General features: G+C 61.7%; 27 protein-coding genes. 14 read left to right on the top strand and 13 right to left on the bottom strand.

What is annotated here, in order from left to right; translation table 11 throughout:
- The first annotated feature begins 18 nt into the window (after positions 1–18).
- The 3 genes from AC1Q6C_RS07090 (at position 19) to AC1Q6C_RS07100 (ending at position 2,208) form a co-directional block, all read left to right on the top strand.
- On the top strand, positions 19–579 hold the full coding sequence (locus AC1Q6C_RS07090; protein WP_003943195.1) for a TetR/AcrR family transcriptional regulator: 561 nt from the start codon (positions 19–21) through the stop codon (positions 577–579).
- A 102-nt stretch (positions 580–681) separates the two neighbouring features.
- Entirely contained in the window at positions 682–1,386 is a 705-nt protein-coding gene (locus tag AC1Q6C_RS07095; protein ID WP_003943086.1) for a FadR/GntR family transcriptional regulator, read from the top strand.
- Positions 1,387–1,401: 15 nt separating this feature from the next.
- Positions 1,402–2,208, top strand: a complete 807-nt coding sequence (locus AC1Q6C_RS07100) for an ABC transporter ATP-binding protein (RefSeq protein ID WP_003943111.1) — start codon at positions 1,402–1,404, stop codon at positions 2,206–2,208.
- Between the two features lie 12 nt (positions 2,209–2,220).
- On the opposite strand, the gene soxR is transcribed toward AC1Q6C_RS07100, so the two are convergent.
- Positions 2,221–2,661 carry a redox-sensitive transcriptional activator SoxR gene (gene soxR / locus AC1Q6C_RS07105; protein WP_003943238.1) on the bottom strand — a complete coding sequence of 147 codons (441 nt, stop codon included), beginning with the start codon at positions 2,659–2,661 and terminating at the stop codon, positions 2,221–2,223.
- 63 nt (positions 2,662–2,724) lie between these two features.
- On the opposite strand from soxR, the gene AC1Q6C_RS07110 reads away from it, so the two are divergent.
- Entirely contained in the window at positions 2,725–4,155 is a 1,431-nt protein-coding gene (locus tag AC1Q6C_RS07110; RefSeq protein ID WP_042446339.1) for an MFS transporter, read from the top strand.
- A 32-nt stretch (positions 4,156–4,187) separates the two neighbouring features.
- On the top strand, positions 4,188–4,400 hold the full coding sequence (locus AC1Q6C_RS07115; protein ID WP_007730800.1) for a helix-hairpin-helix domain-containing protein: 213 nt from the start codon (positions 4,188–4,190) through the stop codon (positions 4,398–4,400).
- 9 nt (positions 4,401–4,409) lie between these two features.
- On the opposite strand, the gene AC1Q6C_RS07120 is transcribed toward AC1Q6C_RS07115, so the two are convergent.
- The 3 genes from AC1Q6C_RS07120 to AC1Q6C_RS07130 all read right to left on the bottom strand — a co-directional run bounded on the left by AC1Q6C_RS07120 (position 4,410) and on the right by AC1Q6C_RS07130 (position 7,789).
- A complete protein-coding gene (locus AC1Q6C_RS07120) occupies positions 4,410–5,504 on the bottom strand; it encodes a GGDEF domain-containing protein (protein ID WP_042446343.1) in 1,095 nt (364 codons plus the stop codon).
- A 147-nt stretch (positions 5,505–5,651) separates the two neighbouring features.
- Entirely contained in the window at positions 5,652–6,791 is a 1,140-nt protein-coding gene (locus AC1Q6C_RS07125) for a serine hydrolase domain-containing protein (protein ID WP_136470914.1), read from the bottom strand.
- Between the two features lie 104 nt (positions 6,792–6,895).
- Positions 6,896–7,789, bottom strand: a complete 894-nt coding sequence (locus AC1Q6C_RS07130) for an oxygenase MpaB family protein (protein WP_371698828.1) — start codon at positions 7,787–7,789, stop codon at positions 6,896–6,898.
- Positions 7,790–7,884: 95 nt separating this feature from the next.
- Here AC1Q6C_RS07130 and AC1Q6C_RS07135 point away from each other — a divergent pair, with 95 nt between their 5' ends.
- Entirely contained in the window at positions 7,885–8,505 is a 621-nt protein-coding gene (locus AC1Q6C_RS07135) for a TetR/AcrR family transcriptional regulator (RefSeq protein ID WP_007730794.1), read from the top strand.
- Positions 8,506–8,514: 9 nt separating this feature from the next.
- Here AC1Q6C_RS07135 and AC1Q6C_RS07140 read toward each other — a convergent pair whose 3' ends face one another.
- Both AC1Q6C_RS07140 and AC1Q6C_RS07145 read right to left on the bottom strand, forming a co-directional pair.
- Complete coding sequence (locus AC1Q6C_RS07140; protein WP_003942905.1) at positions 8,515–9,207, bottom strand: GntR family transcriptional regulator; 693 nt, start codon at positions 9,205–9,207, stop codon at positions 8,515–8,517.
- 9 nt (positions 9,208–9,216) lie between these two features.
- On the bottom strand, positions 9,217–10,359 hold the full coding sequence (locus AC1Q6C_RS07145; RefSeq protein WP_007730792.1) for an acyl-CoA dehydrogenase family protein: 1,143 nt from the start codon (positions 10,357–10,359) through the stop codon (positions 9,217–9,219).
- A 127-nt stretch (positions 10,360–10,486) separates the two neighbouring features.
- On the opposite strand from AC1Q6C_RS07145, the gene AC1Q6C_RS07150 reads away from it, so the two are divergent.
- Positions 10,487–12,013 (top strand): aldehyde dehydrogenase family protein, encoded by a 1,527-nt coding sequence (locus AC1Q6C_RS07150; protein ID WP_193604695.1) that lies wholly within the window; start codon positions 10,487–10,489, stop codon positions 12,011–12,013.
- 12 nt (positions 12,014–12,025) lie between these two features.
- On the opposite strand, the gene sfnG is transcribed toward AC1Q6C_RS07150, so the two are convergent.
- A complete protein-coding gene (gene sfnG / locus AC1Q6C_RS07155; protein WP_007730790.1) occupies positions 12,026–13,150 on the bottom strand; it encodes a dimethylsulfone monooxygenase SfnG in 1,125 nt (374 codons plus the stop codon).
- A gap of 98 nt (positions 13,151–13,248) precedes the next feature.
- Between sfnG and AC1Q6C_RS07160 the strand changes: the two genes are divergently transcribed.
- Positions 13,249–14,469: an SfnB family sulfur acquisition oxidoreductase gene (locus AC1Q6C_RS07160; protein WP_058038329.1), complete on the top strand. Its 1,221-nt coding sequence runs from the start codon at positions 13,249–13,251 to the stop codon at positions 14,467–14,469.
- A gap of 6 nt (positions 14,470–14,475) precedes the next feature.
- On the opposite strand, the gene AC1Q6C_RS07165 is transcribed toward AC1Q6C_RS07160, so the two are convergent.
- Positions 14,476–15,138, bottom strand: coding sequence for a TetR/AcrR family transcriptional regulator (locus AC1Q6C_RS07165; RefSeq protein WP_003943078.1), 663 nt, complete (start codon positions 15,136–15,138; stop codon positions 14,476–14,478).
- Positions 15,139–15,257: 119 nt separating this feature from the next.
- Between AC1Q6C_RS07165 and AC1Q6C_RS07170 the strand changes: the two genes are divergently transcribed.
- On the top strand, positions 15,258–16,652 hold the full coding sequence (locus tag AC1Q6C_RS07170; protein ID WP_003942889.1) for an MFS transporter: 1,395 nt from the start codon (positions 15,258–15,260) through the stop codon (positions 16,650–16,652).
- Between the two features lie 6 nt (positions 16,653–16,658).
- Positions 16,659–17,654, top strand: a complete 996-nt coding sequence (locus tag AC1Q6C_RS07175) for an ABC transporter substrate-binding protein (RefSeq protein WP_231782624.1) — start codon at positions 16,659–16,661, stop codon at positions 17,652–17,654.
- Here AC1Q6C_RS07175 and AC1Q6C_RS07180 read toward each other — a convergent pair.
- On the bottom strand, positions 17,641–18,468 hold the full coding sequence (locus AC1Q6C_RS07180) for a helix-turn-helix domain-containing protein (RefSeq protein ID WP_030536057.1): 828 nt from the start codon (positions 18,466–18,468) through the stop codon (positions 17,641–17,643). The genes AC1Q6C_RS07175 and AC1Q6C_RS07180 overlap by 14 nt on opposite strands.
- A 140-nt stretch (positions 18,469–18,608) precedes the next feature.
- Between AC1Q6C_RS07180 and AC1Q6C_RS07185 the strand changes: the two genes are divergently transcribed.
- Both AC1Q6C_RS07185 and AC1Q6C_RS07190 read left to right on the top strand, forming a co-directional pair.
- Entirely contained in the window at positions 18,609–19,277 is a 669-nt protein-coding gene (locus AC1Q6C_RS07185; RefSeq protein ID WP_007730785.1) for a DsbA family protein, read from the top strand.
- Between the two features lie 146 nt (positions 19,278–19,423).
- Positions 19,424–19,855, top strand: a complete 432-nt coding sequence (locus tag AC1Q6C_RS07190) for a MarR family winged helix-turn-helix transcriptional regulator (RefSeq protein ID WP_003942924.1) — start codon at positions 19,424–19,426, stop codon at positions 19,853–19,855.
- Between the two features lie 54 nt (positions 19,856–19,909).
- On the opposite strand, the gene AC1Q6C_RS07195 is transcribed toward AC1Q6C_RS07190, so the two are convergent.
- Positions 19,910–20,602, bottom strand: coding sequence for an alpha/beta hydrolase (locus AC1Q6C_RS07195; RefSeq protein WP_007730784.1), 693 nt, complete (start codon positions 20,600–20,602; stop codon positions 19,910–19,912).
- Between the two features lie 175 nt (positions 20,603–20,777).
- On the opposite strand from AC1Q6C_RS07195, the gene AC1Q6C_RS07200 reads away from it, so the two are divergent.
- Positions 20,778–21,686, top strand: coding sequence for an AraC family transcriptional regulator (locus AC1Q6C_RS07200; protein ID WP_492666467.1), 909 nt, complete (start codon positions 20,778–20,780; stop codon positions 21,684–21,686).
- A 2-nt stretch (positions 21,687–21,688) separates the two neighbouring features.
- Here the strand turns inward: AC1Q6C_RS07200 and AC1Q6C_RS07205 are convergent, their stop codons facing one another.
- From AC1Q6C_RS07205 to AC1Q6C_RS07215, 3 genes are read right to left on the bottom strand one after another with little or no spacing between them, the layout of a single operon-like run.
- Positions 21,689–22,417, bottom strand: coding sequence for a YdcF family protein (locus AC1Q6C_RS07205; RefSeq protein WP_030536059.1), 729 nt, complete (start codon positions 22,415–22,417; stop codon positions 21,689–21,691).
- A gap of 55 nt (positions 22,418–22,472) precedes the next feature.
- Positions 22,473–23,000, bottom strand: a complete 528-nt coding sequence (locus AC1Q6C_RS07210; RefSeq protein ID WP_007730781.1) for a hypothetical protein — start codon at positions 22,998–23,000, stop codon at positions 22,473–22,475.
- Between the two features lie 60 nt (positions 23,001–23,060).
- Positions 23,061–24,344, bottom strand: coding sequence for a PucR family transcriptional regulator (locus tag AC1Q6C_RS07215; protein ID WP_007730774.1), 1,284 nt, complete (start codon positions 24,342–24,344; stop codon positions 23,061–23,063).
- A gap of 136 nt (positions 24,345–24,480) precedes the next feature.
- On the opposite strand from AC1Q6C_RS07215, the gene AC1Q6C_RS07220 reads away from it, so the two are divergent.
- Positions 24,481–25,356, top strand: coding sequence for an SGNH/GDSL hydrolase family protein (locus tag AC1Q6C_RS07220; protein ID WP_007730772.1), 876 nt, complete (start codon positions 24,481–24,483; stop codon positions 25,354–25,356).
- Position 25,357 lies beyond the last annotated feature (1 nt).

Raw genomic sequence — 25,357 nt, forward strand, 5'->3', positions numbered from 1 at the left:
ACCGGAGAGAATGTCCCGATGCCTACCGACCTCGAACGCCGACGCGCGATCGACACCGCCGCGAGCATGTACCTCGCGGAGGAACCACTCGACATGTCACTGCTCGCCGAACGTCTCGGCGTAGGCCGCGCGACGCTGTACCGCTGGGTCGGCAACCGCGACGAACTGCTCGGAACAGTGCTGGCCGAGGCCACCGAACGGACATACCGAAAGGCGATGTCACAGGCGTCGGGGCAAGGTCCGGAGTACATTCTCGACGTCTTCGGCCGCGTTATGCGATCGGTGGAATCGTCGACAGAACTGCGCGCGCTGACCAAACGCGAACCGATGGTGTTCATCAAACTCGCGATGATGCCCGGCTCCATCGAATCGATCTCCGCCTCCATCACCGCCGAAATCTTGCAGTCCCAGGTCGACGCCGGCCAACTGACGATCACGCTCTCGCCGCAAGTGCTGGGCGAAGCCCTCGTTCGCATCTGCGACGTACACCTCTACGCCCCCCTGCTCGGCCGAGAAAAGGCCGAGATCGAGACGGCCCTCGACCTGATCGCACTGCTCCTCGGCGTCACCCGCAACTGACACGCTTCGACCGCGTGAACACTACGGCGACACACCGGCCACCCGAGTCCTCAGACGTCTGATGAGTTGTTACTCTTTCGGTACCCACCCGAGAGGCGAGCCGTGTCCGACGACCACACAGGATTCACACTTCGCAGTGGTCCGCTGGTACCGCAACTCGAACAGTTGCTGCGCGGGCGAATCATGCATGGAACGTGGGCGCCGTCCGAGCGCATACCGAGCGAGGCGGCCCTCGCCGTCGAACTCGGCGTCGGGCGTTCCTCGATTCGCGAGGCAATCCGCCTCCTCGCTCGCGACGGACTACTCGAAGTCCGACACGGCGTCGGAACCTTCGTGGCTGCCGCGTCCGAACTCGAGCACGTCGACGAATTCACCAAACTTCTTCGACGCTCGAGGATCCTCGAGGTCTTCGAAGTCCGTCGCGCACTCGAGATCGAGGCCGCCAGACTGGCCGCGGAGCGGGTACAACCCGAGGACCTCGACGGCCTGCGGCGTCGACTGACCATGCGACACAGTCATTTCGAGGGTGATGTCGAGAAGTTCGTCGACGTCGACCTCGACTTCCACACCGAAGTCGTTCGGCTGTCCGGAAACGCAGTTCTGCTCTCGCTTTTCACGTCGGTGCGTCCACTCCTTCGTGAATCCCTCGTCGAGATGATGGCCCACGAGGCCGGCGTCCCCGACACCTCACATGCCCATGATCAGTTGGTCGAGGCCCTTCAAGACGCCGACCCAGAAGCCGCGGTAGCGGCAACTCGAGCAAACATCGACACCGTCCTACGACGACTGCGTGTGCTCGACGCCTAAGAGAGGTTAGTTCTCGTGCAACACCCCACCGGCACAGTTCTGTCTACCGAACACGTGGATCTCGTCCGCGACGGCCGATACTTGTTGAAAGACATCAACATTTCGATCGAACCCGGACAACACTGGGTCCTCCTCGGCGCGAACGGCGCGGGCAAGAGCACGCTTCTGAGCCTGCTCGGAGCAACCGCCCACCCGACTCGCGGTTCCGTTTACGTCCTCGGCCACAAGTTGGGCCGCGTCGACATGAGGGAACTGCGGATGGACATCGGGCACGTGAACCCTCGTCACACGATCGGAATTCCGATCACCGTCCGCAACGTCGTGATCACCGGCCTCACCAACACCACCGAGGTGATGCCGCGCTGGTCACCGACGCCGGAGCAAGAGGCTCACGCCGACGCACTGATCGATCTACTCGGAATGAGTCCGCGTTCGGACGCGCTGTGGCCCAACTTGTCCCAAGGCGAACGGGGACGAGCCCTGATCGCCCGCGCACTCATGGTCGAACCGCGCCTGCTTCTGCTCGACGAACCGGCGACCGGGCTCGATCTTGCTGCACGCGAACAACTCTTGACGGCACTGGACGACCTCCGCAATCAGAACCCGTCACTTGCCAGCATCCTCGTGACGCACCACATCGAGGAGATCCCCAGCACCACCACACATGCTCTTCTGATCAAGGACGGCGTCGTGACCGCCAGCGGCCTCGCCGAGGATGTGATCACCACCCAGAACATCAGCGAGTGCTTCTCGCATCCCATCGAGATCGAGCGTCGTGGTGGTCGGTGGAATGCTCAGTCGCGGCCACGCGAAAGAGTGTGACCGACAGTAGTTTCAGAGACGTCTGGCGCCGGGTCCCTCCCGGCCCAGTTCGTCTCCAGGGTTGAGCAGGTTGCATGTTTTCAGTGACAGACACCCGCAGCCGATACAGCCCGTCAGTTCGTCCTGCATCCGGTTGATGGCCTGCTTGCGATCCTCGAGGCGCTGATTCCACTCCGTGGAAATCTTGCGCCAGTCCTTCTTCGTCGGAGTTCGCCCCTGCGGCAACGATCCGAATACTTCGGCAACTTCGGCCAGGGGTATCCCGAATCTGACTGCCAACTGGATCAGCGACACCCGCCGGATCGAATGCCGCGGGAACTTCCTCATATTTCCTGCCGTCCGCTCCGCAGGAACCAGACCGAGTGTTTCGTAGTAGCGCACAGCCGACACGGCGACGCCGGTGCGCTCCGATACCTCACCGATCGAGAGAAGTTCGTCACTCTTACGGATCATTCTGCCTCCCAATGGCTGCGCGACATTGACCTGAAGCGCACTCGAGATTCTACCTTCGACAACATGCACTCCCCCACCGATGCTCCCGCCGGAACCTGGCGGCAACTCCTGAGCGGTCGATACCTCGGCACCGCTACCGTCCTCGCAGGCGGCGTTGCGCTGTACGCGACCAACGTCTACCTGACGACCAGCCTGCTTCCGACTGCCATCGACGACATCGGCGGTCAGCAGTACTACGCCTGGACCGCGACGGTCTTCCTCATTGCTTCCGTCATCTCTTCGATGTTGGTCACCAACGTCCTCGCCGCCAGGGGACCGCGCGGGGCCTACCTGATCGGCCTCGCGATCTTCGCGCTCGGCACCGTTGTCTGTGCGGTCAGCCCGACGATGGAATTGCTGTTGGTCGGCCGCACGATCCAGGGTTCGGGCGGTGGCCTGCTGGCCGGTCTCGGTTACGCCGTCATCAATGCCGCGCTCCCCAGACATCTGTGGACTCGCGGGGCCGCGCTGGTTTCGGCGATGTGGGGAGTCGGCACCTTCGCCGGCCCTGCAATCGGCGGTGTCTTTGCTCAGTTCGGAGCCTGGCGATGGGCTTTCGGCGTCCTGGTCATCGCGACGATCGCAGTCGCCGCTCTCGTCCCCAGCGCGCTACCGGCACATGAACCGGGCAGCACCACCAGTAGCCCGGTGCCGGTCCTCTCGCTGGCATTGCTGACTGCGGCAGCTTTGCTGGTCAGCGTTGCCGGAATTCTGTCCAACCTCGCCGTGACCGCCGCAATGGTTCTCGCCGCTGTGCTGCTACTGATCGCTTTTGTCGCCGCTGACCGTCGCTCGCGCCACGGCGTACTACCGCCGTCGACGTTCAACGCGTCATCTCTCAAATGGGTGTACCTGACCATCGTCGTCCTCGCCGTCGCGTCGACCGTCGAGACGTTCATTCCACTCTTCGGGCAACGACTTGCCGGCCTGGCGCCTCTCGCGGCCGGATTCCTCGGGGCCGCACTCGCTCTCGGCTGGACTCTCGGCGAAATCCCGAGCGCCTCGGCCACGACCCCTCGTATCGTGCGACGAATCGTTGTCAGCGGTCCGATCCTCGTCGCGATCGGGTTGGGCATCATGGCAGCATTTCTCACCGAACACGCCGGCGCCGGTGCGATGGTCGCGTGGGTGATCGGACTGCTGTTCGCCGGCGTCGGAATCGGCATCGCCTGGCCTCATCTTGCAGTCGGGGCGATGACCTCGGTCACCGATCCCGGAGAAGGTGCGCGTGCCTCGGCTGCCATCAACACCGTTCAGCTGATCGCCAATGCCTTCGGTGCAGCCCTGGCCGGAGTGCTGGTCAACATCGGCGAACCGTCGACGCTTCGTTCTGCGCAATTGCTTCTCTTCACCTTCGCCGCTGTCTCGATCATCGGCATTGCCGTGGCAGCTCGCGCACTTCCGCGAACGCCCGACAAAATCGGCAGCCCCGAAATCGTTCACGACGCTCGCTAAACTGTGAGAAACCCACACGGAGGAGTTGGCCAGTGACAGAACCGGATCCGGGCACAGTGGAAACCGACTTCCCGAAGACGGGAGCTCCCGCACAGCGCGCGCTGATCGCAGCGGGTTACACCCATCTCGCGCAGCTGACGTCCGTGTCCGAGAAGGAACTCGGCGCTTTGCACGGGATGGGACCGAAGGCCTTGAGGATTCTGCGCGAAGCACTCGCCGAACGTGGTCTGAGCTTCGCCGACTGAGCTCTCACATCAGACCAAGCTCGCCCGCACCTGGTTGCCACCTTCGCGCTTCGCTTCGTACATCACCGAGTCCGCGACGCGGAAGAGTTCGGCAAAAGCAGCGTCGACGGACTCACCCGGATTCCGGGGCGCGGTGCGGACCGCCATTCCGATGCTCGCGCTCGTCGGAGGGTCATCGTTCGCTCCGTCCATCGCGGAGCGGATCTGTCCTTCCAGCCTGGAGATCACGCTGACCGGTACCCGTTCGACCACGACGAACTCGTCACCGCCCATACGAGCAGTCAAGGCGGACTGGGTTGTCCACAAACGGATGCGCAGTGCAGTTCGCATGATCGTGCTGTCTCCTACGTCATGGCCGTGAACGTCGTTGATCGTCTTGAAGCGATCGAGGTCGATCACCACTACGAGCAGTGCATCCGCTTCGGTGACCGGAGCGCCCATCAAGTCATTCACCCGACGCGCCAATCCGCGACGGTTGAGCAGTCCGGTCAACGGGTCGATGTCGGAGGTAGTGGCATCCGAACCCAGGACCGCCAGAACAATCTGTGACACAACAGGAATCACGATGATCGTAGCCAGCACAACCGAGATCTTCGCCAGTCCCAAGCCGACGTCCGCTGCTGGCCCGAACAACAAAGTCCACCCCGAAAGCACCGTGACGGTCGAGGCGAAGACCAAGTGACCGACTTGGAGTTTCGGATTGTGGAAGAACGCGATGTAGCCGCCGATCGACGCGAAAACGACGCACGCGATGAGTCGTCCCAGCGGTTCCGAGTCGGTTGCGGCCGCCGCCGCAATCGCGACGTCGGAACCCACGACAAAGGTGTACGACCACAGCGGCGTAGGCGGAAACAGCCACCAGATCAGGGCCGCGCCGAGGCACAGCGCGATGACCGCCAGATTGACCGCTCGCCAGAACGTACCTTGCGGACCGACGTCACTGAATCGCGCCGACAGCAACACCAGCCCCATCCAGAATGCTGTTCCGCCGACCAGCGCCCGGCAGGAAGTCAAGAACCCGCGGTCCTGGAGGTACCTGCTGAAACTGTGGAACTGGTCCGGCAACTGCCACCAGCGCATGACGACGTCGACCAAACCGTTCATCGCCGATCAGCCGATGCAGCTCCGCAACTTTTGGGCGTACTTCGACGAAACGGACTCGCTGATTTCCCCCCGGAGCACACTGGCATATCCGGCAGCATAGTCAGCGGCGACAGACAAAAACCGTTCTGCCGGATTTGAATCGGTCGATCAACTCAAAGCGTCGTAGGCCGCCGATACGTACTGCGCCGATCTCTCGGAACCGAGCAGACCCGGCCCCATCTTGTTCATCACGTACGAGAACGTCATGCGCTTCTCGGTGTCGATGATGATCTGCGAGCCACCCCAACCTCCCCAGAAGCAGATTCGCCCCTCCGGAATGAACGGGACGGACTCGGGCGTCGGCAATCCGAATCCGACGCCGAAGCGGACCGGCACGCCGAGGACGAGGTCGACCCCGTACGACTGCTCCTCGAAGATCTTGTCGATCGTTTCCTCCGACAGCAAGCGAACGTCACCGACCTTGCCACCGCACGCGATCACCGATTGGATCCTTGCGAGTGCCCTCGCATTCGAATGACCGTTGGCCGCACCGATCTCGGCGGCGCGCCACCCGTCGGTCCACGAACCTGTAGCGTCAGCCGGCGGCGCGGTGAATGTCTTCACCATGATGTTGTCCATCCCGAGTGCCTCGATGTCGATCGGCAAAGGCGGTGGCGCAATCACATTCGAGACTCGCCCGTATTCCGACTTCGGCAAGCCCAGGCGGAAATCAGCATCGAGCGGGCCGGCGATTTCCTCGTCGATGAAGCTACCGAGGGTTCGTCCGTCGATGCGCCTGACGACCTCGCCGATCAGATGGCCATAGTTGAGGGCGTGGTATCCGGATGCCGTACCCGGTTCCCACCACGGAGCCTGCGTCGCCAACCGGGCGGTGGCATATTCGTCGTCGCAAATGTTCTCGAGGGTGAACGGTTGATCCCACCCCGACACACCCGAGGTGTGCGACAACAGTTGCCGGACCTGAATTCGGTCCTTGCCCGCTGCTGCGAATTCCGGCCAGTACTGCGCGACCGGGGCGTCGAGATCAAGCAACCCGCGGTCGACGAGCATGAGCGCGGCCAGTGCGGTCACGGTCTTGCTGCAGGACCAGACATTGGTAACGGTGTCGCGAGACCAAGGAGCAGTGTGCTCGACGTCGACCCAACCGCCCCACATGTCGACGACGGATTCGCCGTCGATCGTCAGTGCGATCGCTGCCCCGACGTCCTCGCCGGAATCGAGATTGCGTGCCAGCGCCTCCTTCAAGCCAGAGAATCGCTGGTCACATACGCCTTCGATGTTCGCCACTGACAGCCTCCACAGGAATGATGAAACTTGACGTCAACTTCAACTACGTTGAGTATGTGTCCGATTCACCTGTGGTGTCAATCACTTCAAGTGCCAGAGTCGGCTCAGACCAACGGGATTCCCTTGGCGATGCGCCGACGCAGATCCCAGAGATAGAAGTTGTAGGGAAACATCCGCAGAATCTTCGGGCTGAACCGATTGACCAGCGCGGCGACGCGCATGGATCGATCGAAGTTACGCTGCTGACGCACTGACCACGGGAGCCGCATTTCGTCACGAAAGGCTTGGGGCAGGAACCCGGTGGTGACAAATCGGTTGAGCGGACCGACCACGGGATGCAACAACTTCGGAGTGAAGGTCGCCGACGCGATCCCGTAGAGATGCTCACGAATCGTCTCGTCGATCGCCACCTTGTCGAGGTTCTCGTTCCAGTAGACCTCGAACGCATCCCGGTCCGCCGGCCACATGTCGCGTCGCATCTGAAGGGTTGTACCGAACGTGGCGCTGCGCTGATAAAACGCATCCCGGGTTACCGGATCGAGATCCCCGTACAAGATTTTGTAGACGTCCTCGAAGCCTCGGTACAGACAGGCGGCCACCCACAACTGCAGTTCCGGATCGAACGCGTTGTATTCGACTGCACTGTTCTCATCGGAACGAACATGCTTGTGCGAGCCGTTGACTGCGCGTCGGTACAGCTTCTTTTCTTCGTCCGTCGCCAGGCTTGCGACGGCGAGATACGTCAGTGTCGTCCGGGTTCGCTTCACCGGATGCCGATCCAACCGACCCGTCTCGACCTTGCTCTCGTACACGCCGTACCCCACCGCCGGACGCGCGAGCTGCATGATGACATTCGCGCCGGCTGCCAACAACCCGAGACCGGACATCGCCTTTTCGACTTCCGCATCGATGTCGATCGCTTTGGTGTCGACCGCTTCGATACCGCCGACTGCCTCGGTTTCCCCGCGCCCGCCCGTCGAATACCTACTCACCGTCATGGCAGAACCCCTTCGAAGTCATATCTGCGAACGCATGTTCTCAGATGAGTGAAACGCTGAAATGCCGAGATGTCAAGCAATCTCGGGATGCAAAGATGGTCTTCATGAATGACCAACCGCGTTCGTACGGTGGCGTCGACGGCGCGCTCCGCGTAGCCCAACGACGGGAGGCGCTGATCGAGGCCGGTCTGGAACTCATGGGCTCCGCCGAGCCCGAACTGACGGTCCGCGGAGTGTGCAAGAAGGCCGGTGTCGCGGCGCGGTACTTCTACGAGAGCTTCACCGATCGTGATGCTCTGATGTCGGCCGTCTACGACACCGTCATCACGGACATCGCCGTTTCAACCCAGGCTGCAGTGGACGCCGCCGAGACCGAACGCGGCAAGGCGCTCGCTGGAATCGCGAACATCGTCCGCACTATCGCGAACGATCCCCGTCGCGGACGTCTACTGTTCTCCAGCGCCCTGACGAGCCCTGTCCTGGCCGAGAAACGCCAAGCGTCGACGACGATATTCATCGGTCTCCTGGCCGCCAACGCGAAGACCTTCTACCGATTGAACGACAGCGGTCATCTGACCCTGACCGCCACGTTCCTGGTCGGCGGCCTGGCGCAGACCCTCAGTGCATGGCTCGACGGGTACATCGACGTGACGGAAGAAGAACTGGTCGCCGAATGTGCGGCGATCCTGCTCGCACCCGCCCTGCCGCCGTCTTGAGCTCCTGATTCAGTCCCAGATCCCGATGTTGTCGAGGTGAGCGAGAAGTCGAGCAGCGCCGTCGGAGAACTGCAGACTCATCTGCGCGTCCACCTGTTCTCGATCGTGCTTCTCGAACGCCGCGATCAAAGCATCGTGGCTCGATACCGCAAGCTCACCCCAGCCTGGATCCGTCGCGTAGAGACGAGCAGGGGTGTACCGAATCGCGCCGAACAGGAACCATGCCAACTTCGCACCACCCGCAGCGCGATTGATCAGGCGATGGAACTCGAATTCGCACTGCTCGATCGCAGCTGCATCCGAAGCGTCGACCGCCGCTCGCAAATCGGCATTGAGTTCCGTGAGTTCCGCGAGTTGATCAGCGGTGATGCTGTCCATCGCCCGCAACGCCAGCTTGACCGCGATCTGCCCCTGCAACCAGAAGATGTCTTCGATGTCCTGGCGACTGAGGGGCGAGACGAGATAGCCGCGATGCGGAACCAACTCGACCATCCCCTCGCCGCGTAATGCGACGAGGGCTTCTCGCACCGGCGTGACGCTGACCCCGAGGTCGGCCGCGGTTTCGTCCAGCCTGACGAACTCGCCCGGACGGACCGAGCCGGACATGATCAGGTTGCGAACGTGGTTGGCCACGTCCTCCGATAACTGTGGCCGTCTCCTCAGCTCAGATGTCGCTCTCCGAGTGCGTGCAGACGTTGCCACAACCGATCCTCACAGTCCGTACGTTTTGCCGATGATGTCTCGCTGAATCTCGTTGGTACCACCATAAATGGAGGACACAAGAGTCTTTCGCACATGGTGCTCCATGTCGAACTCAGTCGCGTAACCGTACCCACCCATCATCTGCATCCCCTCGAGCGCGACCTTCTTGGCGGTCTCGGTCAGCTTGAGCTTGGCCATCGACGCTTCCCGCGGGAACATCTTGGTCGGGTTGGCGTCGACCATCCTGGCCACGCTGTAGACCAGCAGACGGCCGCATTCGATCTCCGTGGCGAGATCCGCGATCCGATGGCGAAGCGCCTGAAACGATCCGACCGGACGGCCGAACTGCTTACGCGTGGTGACGAATTCGAGGGTGTCGTCGAAAGCGCGCTGCGCGGTCCCGAGCATCATCGCCGCGAGGATGAGGCGTTCGATGTTGAGTCCGGCCATGAGTTGACGCCAGCCGTTGCCGACTTCCCCAACCACCGCGTCCTCGGGCAGGAATGTGTCGGTGAAGTAGAGATCGTTGACCTCCTTGCCGCCCATGGTGTCGATTCCACTGATCTTCAATCCGGAGATGTCGGCCGGGACATGGAACATCGTCAGGCCCTCATGCTTGCCTTCACCTCGGGATGTGCGAGCCACCAGAAGGATGTTCTCGGCGAAGTGCGCGTTGGAACACCACGTCTTCTGGCCGTTGATCAGCCACCCACCGTCGACCTTCTCGGCGCGGCAACTCAGATTTCCCACGTCGGAGCCCGCTTCGGGTTCGGACATCGAGATCGACTGAGACGCGCCACGGACGATCCCGCCGAGCACTGCCTCCTTCTGGGCCGGACTGCCGAACTTCTCGTATGCAGCCCCGGTGATGACGGTCGGGCCGAGTCCACCGATCGGCGCCATGCCCTTGGCGGCTTCCTCCAGAAAGATGCACAGGTCGACCGTGCTTCCGGCAGATCCGCCGTACTCCTCCGGGACAGTCAGCCCGAGCCAACCCAATTCCGCCATCTTCTCGTAGAACGCCTGGTTGTGGTTATGGGCGCCATGATCGGTCAGCAGGTCTCGCTGCTCACGGGTACCACTTTCCTTCTTGCAGAACGACGCTACCGACTTGGCGAAATCAGACTGCTCCTGCGTGAAATCCATGTACATCGAAAACTCCCGAGTGAGATGAGGCTGGAGGCTTGTCGGAGCTCGGTCCGACGCATACGGTGACTACCAGCACAGTAAATCACATCACATATATGTGATGCACCGACATGTGGAGGATCTGAAGAACATGACAGAACAGCTCGGCCGCCAGAGCACGTCCACGTCGACAGATCCGAGATCGGACGATCACACCTTCGCGAGCCTCGACCCTCGCAACGATTCCGTGGTCGCGCAGCACCCCATTGCAGACCAGCGAGAGATCGAGAAAGCGGTCGCCGCAGCACGCACGGCGTCGAAGTGGTGGGATCAACTCGGATTCCAAGGCCGCCGGAAGGTGCTCGGCAATTTCCGCGCCGCGATCGCCACTCACGCCGAATCGATGGCGGCGATCATTTCCGCCGAGACCGGAAAACCCAGCGACGACGCACTACTCGAAGTCATGCTGGCCGTCGAACATCTCGACTGGGCGGCACGCAACGCACAGAAAGTGTTGCGCCGCAGACGCGTCGGTGCAGGACTGATCAGCGCCAACCAGTCTGCATCCGTCGGCTACCGGCCGATGGGCGTCGTCGGCGTGATCGGCCCCTGGAACTATCCGCTGTACACACCGATGGGGTCGATCGGCTACGCACTGGCCGCCGGTAACGCCGTAGTCTTCAAACCGAGCGAACTCTCACCAGGCGTCGGCGTCGAATTGGCCCGGCTGTGGAACATCGCGGCACCCGGACACCCTGTCCTGCAGACCATTACCGGCGACGGCAAAACCGGAGCACTTCTGTGTTCGTCCGGCGTCGACAAGATCGCATTCACCGGTTCGACCGCTACCGCAAAGCGCGTAATGGCCGCCTGCGCGAACACCCTCACTCCCCTGGTCGCCGAATGCGGTGGCAAGGACGCCATGCTGGTGGACTCCGATGCCAACCTCGATGCGGCCGTGAGCTTCGCGGCATTCGGGGCAGTGGGCAACGGCGGACAAACCTGTGCCGGCGTCGAACGAATCTACGTCGCAGCGCCCGTGTACGACGCCTTCCTGTCCAAGCTCACCGCCGCGCTACGAGACGCCCACGCCGGCGCCACCGACAGCTCGACCTACGGGCCGATGACGCTGGGAAAGCAGACTGGGATAGTCCGGGGCCAGATCGAAGACGCTCTCAGTCGCGGCGCGAAAGCTGTACTCGGCGGACTTGATTCGTTCAACGGTCCGTTCATCGATCCGATCATCCTGACAGATGTTCCGGAGGATTCCACGGCGATCACCGAGGAGACGTTCGGCCCGAGCGTCGTGGTGAACAAGGTCGCCGACATGAACGAGGGGATCGAACGCGCCAATGCGTCGAAGTACGGCTTGGGCGCCTCGGTGTTCACCAAGAGTTCGTCGAAGGGCCGAGCAATTGCCGAGAAGCTCGACTGCGGTGTCGTCACGGTCAATTCGGTTCTCGGTTTCGCCGGAATCGCCGCCCTGCCGTTCGGCGGGGTCGGCGATTCCGGATTCGGCCGTATCCACGGAGCCGATGGGCTGCGTGAGTTCAGCAGTGTGAAATCACTGGCCGTTCAGAAGTTCAGCGCTCCACTGGACCTGCTGACCATCGAGCGAAAAGCCAGGGACATGAAGATCTCACGTTGGATGCTGGCGAAACGCCACGCGAAGTCCTGAGAGATCAGGCGATCAGCCGGCGGTGACGAGCACCTGCTCGTCGCTGTCGGCTGCTTCGAGTTCACGAACCAGCGGAAGCACCTTGGCCCCGAAGTATTCGATCTCCTCCTGGAAATGCAGGAATCCGCCGAGAATCAGATCGACACCGCGACGGCGATATTCGACGATCCGATGCGCGATTTGTTCCGGCGTGCCGATCAGTTGTGAGCGGAAACCGTCGTTGTACTGAACCAAGTCCTCGAACGTCGAATCCGCCCACATCCCGTCCTTGGACGCGGTCGATGCGCCGGCCTGTTGGACTGCATTCTTGAATCCCTCGACCGCAGGGCGGTTGGCCTTGGCGATGATCTCGCGCAGTGTGTCCTTTGCTTCCGCCTCGGTGTCGCGGGCGATGATGAATCCGTTGAGCCCGAACTTGACCTCCCGATCGTTCTCACGAGCAACACGGCGAACGTCGACCAACTGTTCGGTGACGCCGTCGTAGTCCTTGCCGTTACTGAAGTACCAATCCGAATACCGGCCCGCGTTCTCACGGGCTGCCGCCGAGTTACCACCTTGGAACAGTTCGGGATTGGGGCGCTCCGGAGTGTTGAGAGGCTTCGGCTTCAACGTGAAGTCGTGGATGCGGTAGAAGTCGCCGCGGAAATCGACGTCGTCTTCCGTCCAGATCTTCCGAAGAACCTGAAGGAACTCGGCGCTACGCCGATAACGCTCGTCGTGCTCGAGCCACGGCTCGCCTAGATGTGTGAACTCGTCCTTGAACCAACCACTGACGACGTTGACGGCAAAACGACCGTTCGACAAGTGATCGGCGGTAGCGCCCAGTTTCGCCAACACGGCCGGCTGCCAGAGTCCCGGATGCACCGCGGCGATCACCTTGAGCTTCTCGGTGGCCAGGAGAAGCGCAAGGCTGAAGCTCGTGGATTCGTGCTGGAATTCGGCCCCGTAGCTCGCCTCGTAACGTACCTGGCTCAGGGCGTACTCGAAGCCGTTGTTCTCGGCGGTCTGTGCCAGCTTCTTGTTGTACTCGTAGTCCCAGCTGGTCCGCTGCTCGATGTCGGAGGTGACCAGACCACCACTGACATTGGGCACCCAGTAGGCGAACTTGATCTCGTCGGCGATACGTTCAGTAGACATGAAACCCAGCAAACATGCAGTTCCCAGTGGTTTCCAGGGTAGCGATCACACAGGTTGTAAGTGTTGGGTGGGTGCTGCGACTGTGAAACGGTGGCAGCATGACTGCTGTGGACATTCAGGAGATCGCGCACCGCATCACCAGCGAGGACGAGGCGCTCTCGGTGGCGTCACAGCTGTCCGACGAGTTCGCGGCAGGTGCCGGAGTCCGCGATGCGCAGCGCCTCCTTCCCCACGACGAGGTTCGCACCCTGGCGCGGTCCGGCTTGCTCGGACTCTCGGTGCCGAAGGAGTTCGGTGGCATCGACGCAAGCACCGAGACGTTGGCCGAGGTCTTCCGCCTACTCGCCGAGGGCGATCCCAGCATCGCGCAGATTCCGCACAGCCACTTCACTTTCCTGGAAGCGCTCCGGTACCAGGGGTCTAACGAGCAGAAGCAGTTCTTCTACGCCGAAGCATTGTCGGGCAAGCAGTTCGCCAACGCCCAGAGCGAGCGCGGCAACAAGACCATCGACATCGACGGCACCACTCTCACCCCCGACGGGGAAGACTTTGTGCTCGAAGGTCGAAAATTCTATTGCACCGGAGCGCTTTTCGCAGATTGGATCGTGGTGCGTGCCGCCAATGCGGATCAATTCACCGAGACCGGCGCACAGGTGAAATCCGCGGTCTACCTACCCCGGAATACTCCCGGACTGTCGATCGTCGACGACTGGGACGGCATGGGACAGAAGACAACTGCAAGCGGAACCGTGACCCTGGAATCCGTTTCGGTGCCGCGGTTCAATGTCGTGCCCTTCACGTCGCTCTTCACTCACCCGACCACCTACGGAGCACAGGCCCAGATCCTGCACGCCGCGATCGACACCGGCATCGCGTCGGCTGCACTGCGTGAATCCGTGAAACTCGCGGCAAAGGCGCGTCCCTTCTTCGAAGCGAAAGTCGATACAGCGGTGGAGGATCCACTGCTCGTTCAACTCGCCGGCGAAGCGGCAATCGAGGTTCGCGCTGCCAGATCCCTCTTGGCGGAAGCAGCGCGATCGATCGACGTGGCGCGTCGTGATCCCACCGAGGACTCCACGGCCCGAGCATCCATCGACGCTGCAACTGCCAAAGTGGTCGGCGCCAGGGCGTCATTGGCGGCCACGAGCACTTTGTTCGAGATCGGTGGCACCAGAAGCGCGGGCGAATCGGCGAACCTCTCCCGATTCTGGCGTGACGCGCGCACGCACACCCTGCACGATCCGACGAGGTGGAAGGTCCAGCACATCGGCCGGTGGACACTGTCCGGGACAATCCCACCGCGGCACGGACTGCTGTGAACACACTCAGTCGGAGTTCATATATCCGCTGATCAAGACTTCCAGTCCTTCCAAGTAGCTCTCAGTCGTCGTCCCTCCAGGCCAGTCCTCGAGCACCTCACTGAGCACCGGCAGTTTCTCGGGCCCGATTTCTCGGATCTTGACCGCGAGAGGTGACACGCTGCCTTCCGGTCGCGTAGTGGTGTCGTAGATGTTGAGCAATGCGCCGAGTGTGTAGTTCCACAGCGCTCGATAGACCAACAGTGCGCGACGAGGTGACATACCGAGTTCGACACACGCAGCCATCGCCCGATCGACCAAGACCACAGCGCCGCTCCCACCACGGCCACCGCGCTGAAGCAACTCGATGATCCAGCGCTCCGACGCCAGCTTTTCGAAGATCGCGGTGAAGATCGTGCGAAGCCGTTCGACCTGATCCTGCGGCAGGACCAGCGCGCCGAGATCTTGTGAGTACACATCGAGCACCGCGCTGATCAGCTGTTCCTTGTCGCCCACGTGCCGGTACAGCGCCATCGGCGTGGTGCCGAGCGACTTCGCCAACGCTCGCATGCTCAACGCGTCGGCGCCGCCGGTCTGTAGCTGCCGTTTCGCCTCGTCGACTATCTGCTCCGACGTGATCGTCGGGGGACGTCCGAGCCGCGGTGATCTCGGTTCCATCTTTTCGGCCATCCGTCGATTGTGCGCGCCCCTGCTACGACGCTCTCGCCCGGGGAACCCCTTGCATCTCAGTCGCCAGCAAGGTAAACCTAACTACTTATGAGAACGCGTATACAAATTAGGTACCTGCAATGACAACAACAACTCGAGCGGTAGCCGCACCGGCTCTGGTCCTCACAGCCGCCGCGGCAGCGCAGTTCCTGGTGGCCTTCGACATGTCGGTCATCAACGTCGCGCTGCCCGACATCCAGGAATCGCTGAACTTTTCCGACGCCGGGTTGTCCTGGGTCGTCAACGCGTACGCCCTCGCCTTCGGCGGACTGCTGCTTCTCGGCGGTCGTCTGTGCGACGTGATGGGCACTCGTCGAGTTCTGGTTTCCGGGCTTCTGCTGTTCGCCCTCGTCAGCATCGTCGGCACCTTCTCCGTGTCCGCCGAAATGCTTGTCGGAGCTCGGGCGCTTCAAGGCGTCGGCGCTGCACTGATCGCGCCGGCCGGGCTCGCCGCCCTCAGTCAGGCCTTTCCCACCGGACGCGCCAGGGCCAAGGCATTCGGCATCGGCGCAATGTCGTCAGCACTGGGCGGCGCACTCGGTGTCGTCCTGAGCGGCATTTTGACCGAAGGGCTCAGTTGGCGATGGGTGATGTTCGCCGGCGCACCAGTGGCCCTGATCGCCGCAGTTGCCGGTGCCCGCGGCCTGCCGGCCGGCCAAGCCGCCAGAGGCGGCTCTCTCGATCTCCCCGGAGCCATCTTGGCGACGGCCGGAATCACCGCCCTTGTCGGCACAGTGATCGCCACGGAATCACATTCCTGGACTTCAGGTTACGTGCTGGGTGGATTCGCGCTCACGATCGCGCTGCTCACTGCTTTCGTTGTGGTCGAAAGCCGCTGCGCCACACCACTGGTACGACTGTCCACCCTGCTTCGACCCCGAATCGGACTGGCCAACGCCATCATGTGCCTGGTGTGCGCGGCACAGTTCAGCGCGTTCTTCTTCGTCTCACTCTTCCTGCAACGCGGGCTGGGCTATTCACCGACCACCACCGGTCTGGCTTTCCTGCCCTTCTGCTTCGGCCTGGTGATCGGCATCCTCGCGTCCACCAAACTCCTTCCGCGCTACGGAGTTCGACCGCTGCTCGTAGTCGGGACAGCAGTCGCCGCAATCGGAACTTTCATGTTTTCGACCATGAACCTCGACAGTCCCTTCTGGGCCGTCATCCTGGTGCCTTCGCTTCTGGCGAGCATCGGCATCGGTCTGTCGTTCATGCCGCTCAGTAACGTCGCCACCGCCGACGCTCCCCCCGAAGAAGTCGGCATGGCATCCGGGCTACTGAGTACATCGCGTCAGATCGGCGGTTCACTCGGACTAGCCGTTCTCGTGAGCGTCGCCGCTTCCTCGACGGCACGTTCGGACAGCGCGCCGACCGAAGCACTGGTTTCCGGATACTCCCAAGCCCTCTTCGTCTGCTCCGGCCTACTGCTGGCCGGTACCCTCCTGTCCTTCTTCTTCCCACGAATGGATCGTTGACCTCAGATGTTCACCACCCGAACCGCATTCGGCATCGTCTCGGCGCTTCTCCTGACCGTCGCCGGCGCAAGCGCGTGCAGCAGCTCCGCCGAGCCCGACACCGCCTCTGCAACTCGCTCCGTCACCCACGAACTCGGCACCGTCGAAGTTCCGGCCTCACCGCAGCGCATTCTCGCGCTCGACGAGTACGCGGGGTTGAGTGCACTCGCACTCGGCGTGAAGCCCACCGTCGTCTACAGCACCCTGCGATCGGACGTCGCCAAGTCGATCCTGCGCGAGCAGGGCGTCGAAGTTCTCGACAAGCCAACCTTCTTCGCCAACCCCGCCGTCGAGGAGATCGCGTCCGTCGAACCCGATGAAATCTTGATGAGCAATGCCGGTCCATTACCGAGCCTGTTCGCTCAGATCAACGCCGTGGCGCCAACCTTGGTCCTCCCGTACTCGGCGCCGTGGCGTGACGTGCTCGAACAAGCTGGGGCACAGCTCGATCGAGGCAGTGAAGCAACCGCCATGATCGGAAAGCTGGAATCCGGTCTCGAAGACGTCAAGTCCGCGGCTGCCGGCCAGAGCCTTGCGATCCTTCTCGGCTACAGCGGAAACCTGTTCACCGTGCCACCGACCACTCCCATCTCCACACTGGTCACCGAGGCCGGATTCACCAGGCCGGCATCGGAAATCAACGCGACCAACAATCAAGACACCGGCACGATTTCGCCCGTCTCACCTGAACTCCTACCCGAGCATGCGGCGCAGACCGTCGCCGTACTTTCCGGGCAGCAGTACGACGCATCCATCGTGCGAAACACTCCACTGTTCGACAACCTGACACCCGATCCGGCGCACGCTCTGGACGTCAGCGGTGATCTCTGGTTCGGCAGCCATCCTTTTGCCATCTACTGGATCATCCAGGATCTGGACGGCATCGCACATGGCAAGGGGCAGAACAGTATCGGAACCCTCGACAGCGCCGACGCGCGATGGGCGGCATTCAGCGCGCTCTGACGTCCTGACGAAAGGTCAGCGGAGAAACACCCACCCGGGTGGCGAAGAACTTCGTGAAGTTCGCAGAATCGTCGAACCCCAACTTCGACGCCACCTGGGTGACAGTGTCCGTGCCGAAAGACAGCAGACGTTTCGCTTCGAGAACCACACGCTGATCGATGTACTGCTTTGCCGTCATCCCGGCAGCGGCTCGGGTGGCCCGCAGCACAGTCTTCTCGGAGTACCCGATCTTGTTGGCGTACTCCGAAACCGAACGGACCGTGGCGAAGTCACGTTCGACAACGGCATGAAACCTTTCGAACACGTCATTGTGCGCCAGCACGGAACTCTGTTCCTGTCCACCGAGATGGGTCAGTTTCAACAGAATTGCTGTCAGCGTGTGCCGCAGAATGGCCGCGCGAACGACCGGCGCGGAAGTATCCGGGCAGCCGTAGTTCAGGTTCAGGTGTTTCATACCCGTGCTGATGGTCTCGAGGTTCTCGCCGGACAACTGCCACGCTGCCTGCCGACTGCGAGCGTTCCCGTCCAACAACTGCTGACTGACGGCATCGAGCGACGAGGGCGTGAACAGAACAACCGTCGCCTCGAAATCCTGGATTCGCCCCCACTGTTGCACCTGCCCCGGTCTGACCCAGAACACGGTCCCCGGGCTCACCGCGTAGTTCACGAAGTCGATGGTGTGTAGCGCCGAGCCCTCGGTCACCAGAGCGAGCAAGTGAAATTGCGGACGTTGGGGGCCGACGAACTCTGCGCTTCCCCCGTTGATGCGAATGGTGTCCAGGCTGAGTACTTCGATCTCGGTCGCATCTGCCACCGACGATGCGTACCCGACGTCCCGGACGGGTACTTGTCTGTTTTTCACTAGTTCGGGACTCATCTTCACCGTGACCGAATACCCGAATGCGACATACCGTCAGGGTATCAATCAGTTCACGCTCGGATAGGAATCTTCCAGTGCAGACATCACGCTCGGAAACAGCAGGCAAGACGCAACTCACCTACGTCTTCGACGCCTATTGCGGGTGGTGTTTCGGCTTCGGCCCTGCGTTGACGGAGTTCGTCCGTCAAAATGCCGATTCCATCGACTTGTCCGTGGTCAGCGGCGGACTGTTCACCGGTGAGCGCGTCGCGCCCATGTCTTCGGCTCCGTACCTGAAATCAGCCAACGCCACCATCGCCGCCCAGACCGGCGCTGTCTTCGGTGACGGATATTCACAACTGGTGACTGATGGGCGGTTCGTCATGGATTCGACGGATGCAGCGATCGGACTCGCCGCACTGCGCGCGCAAGATCCGACACGCGCCCTCGACATCGCGGAGGCCATGCAGATCGCGTTCTACCGAGACGGTCGCAGCCTTTCCGATCCCGAGACGTACCGATCCATCGCGGAATCCCTCCAACTCGACCCATCTGCCGCGGTGTCTTCCCTGTTCACCGCCGCCTCGAAGGATGCCGCCCGCGCTGATTTCGTCCGAGCACGCAGGCTCGGCGCCACTTCGTTTCCGACGCTGTTGTTCCACGGGAGCGACGGGTCCGTCGTGAAATTCGGTTCTCCGACCAGTACCGCGGCCGATCTCACCCGCGACCTGAACACGTGTGTGCGGGCGTATGCGGTGGCTTGACCCACCCACCTTGCGAGCGAAAGGTACGACCGGCGCCTTCAGTACGCCGAACGTACCTTTCGCTCAGCGTGACTTCACCCAAATCACTTCGGCCCCCCTTCTGGTTTGATGAACACCGAACGAATCGCACCAAAGGGGAAACGACAGTGGTTTCAGATCCGATCACGGGCCTGGAGATGGAACTTGCCGACATGTGGCAACGAGGACGCGCCCAGGCGCGCACCTATGCGCGCGCAATTCATCCCAAACTCGATCCGGCGCTCTACCCGGTTCTGGTCATCCTGAACCGTTCGGATGCGGTGCGGATGTCCGACCTGATCTGCACCCTCGATATCGAGAAGTCCACCTTGACCAGGCAAATCGACGCCGCAGCTCGACTCGGCCTGGTGGAACGAATCCCCGATCCCGACGACGCTCGCGCCAAGTTGGTAGCTCTGACCCCTGAGGCGCGAACGAAGCTCACGACCATCCGTAATCACCAGATAGATCGCTGGCGCGCCCGACTCGCGAAATGGGATACGGACGACATCACCACGCTGACAGCGCTGCTTCACCGACTGGGCAGTTCCGAGGACTGACGACAAATTAGTCGTGATGGGCAGCCCACTCGAACAGCCGGACGATTTACGCCGTCACGACAATTCTGCAGCAGCACGCAGGATCAACTGGGTGACCTCGTGCGGGTGGGACGCCAAGGATGCATGGCCTGCGTCGAGTTCCTCGATCTCGCGGGCACCGATACGCTCTGCCATCCATCGCTCGGTTTCCGGCGGAATCATTCGGTCCTGCCCTGAAACCTGATACCAACTGGGCTTCCCACGCCATGCCGGCGGCCCTGACGGGTCCGAGAAACACTGACCCGCAATGGGTTTCTGCGTCAGCGCCATGACCAATGCTTCGGTGTCGTCGAGATCCTGACTGAAACTCTCCTGAAACTTGTCCGGGGCGATCCACAAGAAGCCCTCGGCGTCCGGCGCGATGTTCGCCGCGCCCGCCGGCTGATCCGTGCGGGCGAAGATACTTCCCAGGCTGTCACCCTCGTCCGGCGCAAAGGCAGCGATATATACCAGTCCCACAACGTTTTCCGCATGACCCGCGCCTGTGATCACCGCGCCGCCGTACGAGTGTCCGACCAGCAGGGTCGGGCCGTCCATCGATTCGGCCAACTTCCTGGTCCGGTCCACGTCGTCGGCGAGCGAAGTAAGTGGATTCTGGACCGCAACCACTCGATGCCCGGCGTTGTGCAGGGTGGGTATGACGTGACGCCAATGAGAACCGTCTCCCCAGGCTCCATGCACCAGAACGATGTTTACCTTCTCTGTCATGACCAACTCCTCCAGATACGCAGTGCGACGAATACTCCGACGATCGGCAAGCCTTCGAAACCCAGGCCTTGCCTGTTACCCAGGTTAAGGGGATCCTGGATCAATAACCATGACCAGATTGCCAAGTTTTTGTGCAGAAACGCCGAATGCTCGAGACCATCGGAGTGATCGATCCATGAGGACAACATCATCACAGCGGTACGTACCCACCACCGACGAGACTCGAACCCGGGACACCCTCTCGCACGTTCTCGAAGTCGTCCACCTTCGCGGTGATCAGATTCATCGCTGCGTCCACGGCGAGAACTTCACCGTGGAGGTACCCACGGGGGTGCGAGCACTTCACATTGCCGAGCACGGTGACATCGTGATCAGAACGCAGGGCAAAGCCCCGATCGAACTCGGCCCCAGGGAACTCGTACTGCTACCCCATGGGCATGCTCATACGATCGAGAATGCGATGCCGATGCCCCCGAAAAACGAAACATGTTGGCTTTTCGGTACTTTCACACTCGACGACGTCGCAGCGCAGCGACTGCTGTCCGTTCTGCCGGACTTCGTCGAACTGCGCGCGACACAAGGGACCCCGGTCGAGTGGCTCGATGTGAGCAGCCGACTGTTGGGCGCCGAGGTGGACGATCCGAAACCTGGTTCCTCCGTGATGGTTTCCCGGATTCTCGACCTTCTCTTCGTCCAGATCCTCAGAGCGTGGGCTCGAGCGGACGGATCGAACGGCGGATGGTTGACCGCAGCAATGGATCCACGAATCGGGCAGGCCCTCGAGGCCGTCCACAACGACCCGTCACGCAACTGGACCATCGACGAACTGGCGACGCTGTCCACCCTGTCGAGATCGTCTTTTGCGGAGCGCTTCTCGCGACTGGTCGGCCAGACGCCCGGCGCTTACATCACCGAGCGCCGACTCGACCGTGCCGCCGAACTACTCGTGCAAACCACCGAGCCGGTCGGAACCATTGCGATAACTGTCGGCTACGAATCCGATGCAGCGTTCAGCCGCGCCTTCCGTCGACGATTCGACGCCTCGCCGTTGAACTGGCGAAAGTCCAACTCCCACAATCACTGACGTCAGGTTGCAGCGATTACGCCTGCGACCGGGATCCGGCCGAGAACTGCAACGCGGAAGTCCACCATCGCGCGCTCCACGTGATTGGCGCTCGAGACCACAACCACGCCGGTCGCGCCTCGATCGGCGAGAATCCGCGCAGAGTTGATCGCATTCTCGACTGTCGACCACGAAGTTCCCTCTTCGGTGATCCGGCCCGGGTTGACGCCGTTGGCAACGAGCCATTCGCGCATTGCCCTGGCTTCCGTTACTCCGGCCTTCGGAGCCCCACCGCTTGTGATGATCGGAGACTGCGGGTACTGACGGGCCAGCTGGAGCGCCGCCTGAAGCCGGTCGACCAACATCGGACGCATCGTGCCGTCGTCGAAGAGGCCGGCACCCAAGACGACGATGTTCGTGCCCACGGGGTTGAGGTCGAGCAGCACGGGCGACTGGCGTGTCAGCGTCTCAGCACTCGTGCACGCAAGAATGAGAGACCGCACCGGTGTTTGGCAGCCGCCCACCGTCGACAGGATGCCGTTGACGACCGTCGTCGGAGTGATGTCGGCACTCGCTGTCGCCGGCGACAATCCCACTCCGGCTGCGGCGATTACCGAAGCAGCAATCAATCCCTTCGTCAGAGACCTACGAACATTTGCCATGTAGCCGAACCCCCAGATTGTCGATTGTCCAGCCCACGGTAACGAACATTTCGTCGCGATTGCATCATTTGACTCAAATTTACTGTTCACTGACCGTCACACAGATTAAACATAAATATTGGGCAACAATTCGGGTTCGAAACCGTCATCTACCAGCATCTCGAATCGACGCGCCTGCCGCGTTACCGATCTGAGCTGCAGCATCCCCGAGCAGGCCGGCGACACTGAACGGCAACAATTCGTTGTTGCAGATCACGATGTTGCATCCGGGTGTTCCTGCTCGCCCCGTCCCGACCATCGTGTCGAAGATCAATTCGGGGTTCGCGAAGCCGACGAGCTGTGACGGATCGTCGATGAGCGGACCACCCGACCCATGCACGGGAGGCCCGACGTACGGCGGCGGTGGAACGTCCACGATCGAAGCGACGACAAGCCGCAAGAACTCCTGGAGATAGAGATCCCGAGGCGCGTTCTGCCACACCGGATGCGAAACATACTTGCTCACCGGCGCATTCACGGAGTAGAAGTCCTCGCCCGCGTTCACCCAGGTCAAGAAGCCGTACCCCCCATTGGACGGAGAGGGCGCGGACAACTCGTCGAGGTAGGCGGAGTCGATCAACGTCTGATCACGCCACGCGCCTCGTTGCACCATCAGCTGACCCAGTCTGGCCATGTCTCCCGGCCGGATTGCCAATCCGAGAATCAGACACGTTCACAGAGAACCACAGACGCATCACGTTTGGGAAGAGTCCGCCTCCATTCCGAGCGCGCGACGCGCTCCCAACGCCATGGTGACCTGTACAAGATCTTTCGGTGACGACAGGTCAAGTCCCGTCAGGGAACTCGCTTTACGCAGGCGGTACACGACCGTGTTCGGGTGTACGTGCAACTGCCGAGCGGTGGTAGCTCGATCGAATCCGGAGTCGATGAAAGATTCGAGCGTCTCGAGCACGGCAGGATCGGACTCCAACCGCGACAACACATCTGCGAGGATCGGCAGCGCAGCGCTCGGGCGGGTCAGTTGATACTCGACTGCAAGATCCTCGAGACGCACGACCCCACTTGTACGGCCGTACTTTCGGGCAACGTTCAGCACCTCGCGCGCCTGCGACACCGCTGCGGGAATTGCCGGCGGTGCCGCGACATGTACGGCGGCAACCGTCGATGCACCGATGACCTTCTCGAGATCACCCAATCGTCGACACAATGAAAGATACTGCGGACTCGACGCCCAGTTCCCCTCAGCGGGTTCCGATTCCACAATAGGAATCAGTACGGCTCCGCCACTGCTCCCGAGCACCCCGAGCGCTTTGTCACGCCCCACCTGATCAAGCTCTCGTTGCAGGTGGCGCACCTTTCTCCGCTCGGCGACGGCAGTGTCCACCTCGGTCGAGGACTCGTCGTCATTCCGTTCGACGTGCAGCGCCACCACCCAGTACAGGCGCGCCAACCTGATGCCCACATCGTCGGAGACCCGATCAACATCGACACCCGTCGAAAGTGCTACGAACAATGACCTTCGCGCAGAATCCTCGTCCGTCTGGGTGACATGGTCGGAACCGTAGCCGGCAAGAACCGCCGACGCGGAAGCCGCGGTGTATGCATTCAAGAGTCGTCCGGTGCGGGCAAGTGCGACACCGTCTTCCGGGACCGCCCATTCGCTGATGGTCTCCCACCACAGCCCGGCTGCCAAGTGATATGCCCGCAGCACCTCACCGAGCGGAACCAATTCCTGAGCCCGTTGGCGAGCCGATTCGCTGATGTCGGCGAGCAACTCGGGCGCCAGATCGGCGCCGGTCCGCAGCATCGAAATGAACAGTTCCAGATTGCGCCTCACGATGGTGGTGACGTCGTTACGCAATGCCTCGTCAGGGAGCAACCGGTAGAAGGTGACGTCGCGGTGGACCAGATCGACTGTCTCAATGACCAGTGGATGGGTGCGTTGCGCCAGTCGGTCGGCCAGAGATCTGCCACCAACCAGGATCGGCTCGAACGGCAGATCTTTGTTTCCTGACACAAAACCCTCCACAGAATTGAATTGCCACCACAAGGCCGACCTGCCTTTTTCCTATCACTATGTAACCCACGCCACTCACGAATTCACAATCAGCGGCGTAACTGGAAGTCCCACCTTCGACCAAGAGGAGCCTCGAGTGACGTGGAAAACGCGCAGCGCAGCCATTCTGGCAGGCGTCGTGGCTGCCGGTTCGATCGCGGCTCTCGGGACCGGTGTGTCGAGTGCCGAGACAGCGGTCAGCACTATCCAGTACGTCGCGCTCGGCGATTCCGCGGCGGCCGGCCCACTGGTCACCGCGCAGGACTCGTCGTCACCGGGCTGTCTACGATCACTCGACAACTACCCGTCCGTGGTGGCGCGAGAACTCGGCGCTCAACTCACGGATATGACCTGCTCGTCGGCGCGATCCGCCAACGTCACGGACACCGCACAATCGACGTTCTCCGGTCAAGTATCACCGCAGGCAACAGCATTGGGGCCTGATACCGACCTCGTCACCATCACCATCGGTGCCAACGACATCTCGTTGTTCCCGACAGTTCTGAGCTGCGTCAATCCACTCCCCGAACCCACCGGAACGTCCTGCCGTGACAAGTTCACCTCCGGTGGCGTCGATCAACAGCGACAGATGATCGAAAATGCGTCCACAGGTTGGAGTTCCATGATCGAAGTCGCGCAGGATCGAGCACCGTCGGCGCGCATCGTCGTGGTCGGATACGGAACATACATCCGTAGTGGCGGCTGCCCCGGCACTCAGCCGTTCTGGCCGCGCGACGCCGACTATCTCCAGAGTGTGATCGACTACGGCAACACGGTCATGGCAGCAACTGCGGCCCGTTACGGCGTCGAGTACATCGACATCACCGAAACCACTGCCGGGCATGACATCTGCACGGACCCTGCCACTGCTTACTACACGGGAATCGTCCCTACCCAGCCGGCGGTTCCACTGCATCCCACTGCGGCCGGGATGCAGGCGATCGGGAAAACGGTCGCCGACGCTCTGTCCTGAG

It is taken from the genome of Rhodococcus sp. MT28 (assembly GCF_058792695.1).

Coding starts and splice junctions, on each gene's coding strand:
- AC1Q6C_RS07200 (WP_492666467.1), top strand. CDS start 20,778: ATGAGGACAACATCATCACAGCGGTACGTACCCACCACCGACGAGACT.
- AC1Q6C_RS07165 (WP_003943078.1), bottom strand. CDS start 15,138: ATGGCCGAAAAGATGGAACCGAGATCACCGCGGCTCGGACGTCCCCCG.
- AC1Q6C_RS07170 (WP_003942889.1), top strand. CDS start 15,258: ATGACAACAACAACTCGAGCGGTAGCCGCACCGGCTCTGGTCCTCACA.
- AC1Q6C_RS07090 (WP_003943195.1), top strand. CDS start 19: ATGCCTACCGACCTCGAACGCCGACGCGCGATCGACACCGCCGCGAGC.
- AC1Q6C_RS07195 (WP_007730784.1), bottom strand. CDS start 20,602: ATGACAGAGAAGGTAAACATCGTTCTGGTGCATGGAGCCTGGGGAGAC.
- AC1Q6C_RS07175 (WP_231782624.1), top strand. CDS start 16,659: ATGTTCACCACCCGAACCGCATTCGGCATCGTCTCGGCGCTTCTCCTG.
- AC1Q6C_RS07110 (WP_042446339.1), top strand. CDS start 2,725: ATGCACTCCCCCACCGATGCTCCCGCCGGAACCTGGCGGCAACTCCTG.
- AC1Q6C_RS07160 (WP_058038329.1), top strand. CDS start 13,249: ATGACTGCTGTGGACATTCAGGAGATCGCGCACCGCATCACCAGCGAG.
- AC1Q6C_RS07120 (WP_042446343.1), bottom strand. CDS start 5,504: ATGAACGGTTTGGTCGACGTCGTCATGCGCTGGTGGCAGTTGCCGGAC.
- AC1Q6C_RS07210 (WP_007730781.1), bottom strand. CDS start 23,000: ATGGCCAGACTGGGTCAGCTGATGGTGCAACGAGGCGCGTGGCGTGAT.
- AC1Q6C_RS07150 (WP_193604695.1), top strand. CDS start 10,487: ATGACAGAACAGCTCGGCCGCCAGAGCACGTCCACGTCGACAGATCCG.
- soxR (WP_003943238.1), bottom strand. CDS start 2,661: ATGATCCGTAAGAGTGACGAACTTCTCTCGATCGGTGAGGTATCGGAG.
- AC1Q6C_RS07130 (WP_371698828.1), bottom strand. CDS start 7,789: ATGACGGTGAGTAGGTATTCGACGGGCGGGCGCGGGGAAACCGAGGCA.
- sfnG (WP_007730790.1), bottom strand. CDS start 13,150: ATGTCTACTGAACGTATCGCCGACGAGATCAAGTTCGCCTACTGGGTG.
- AC1Q6C_RS07145 (WP_007730792.1), bottom strand. CDS start 10,359: ATGTACATGGATTTCACGCAGGAGCAGTCTGATTTCGCCAAGTCGGTA.
- AC1Q6C_RS07135 (WP_007730794.1), top strand. CDS start 7,885: ATGGTCTTCATGAATGACCAACCGCGTTCGTACGGTGGCGTCGACGGC.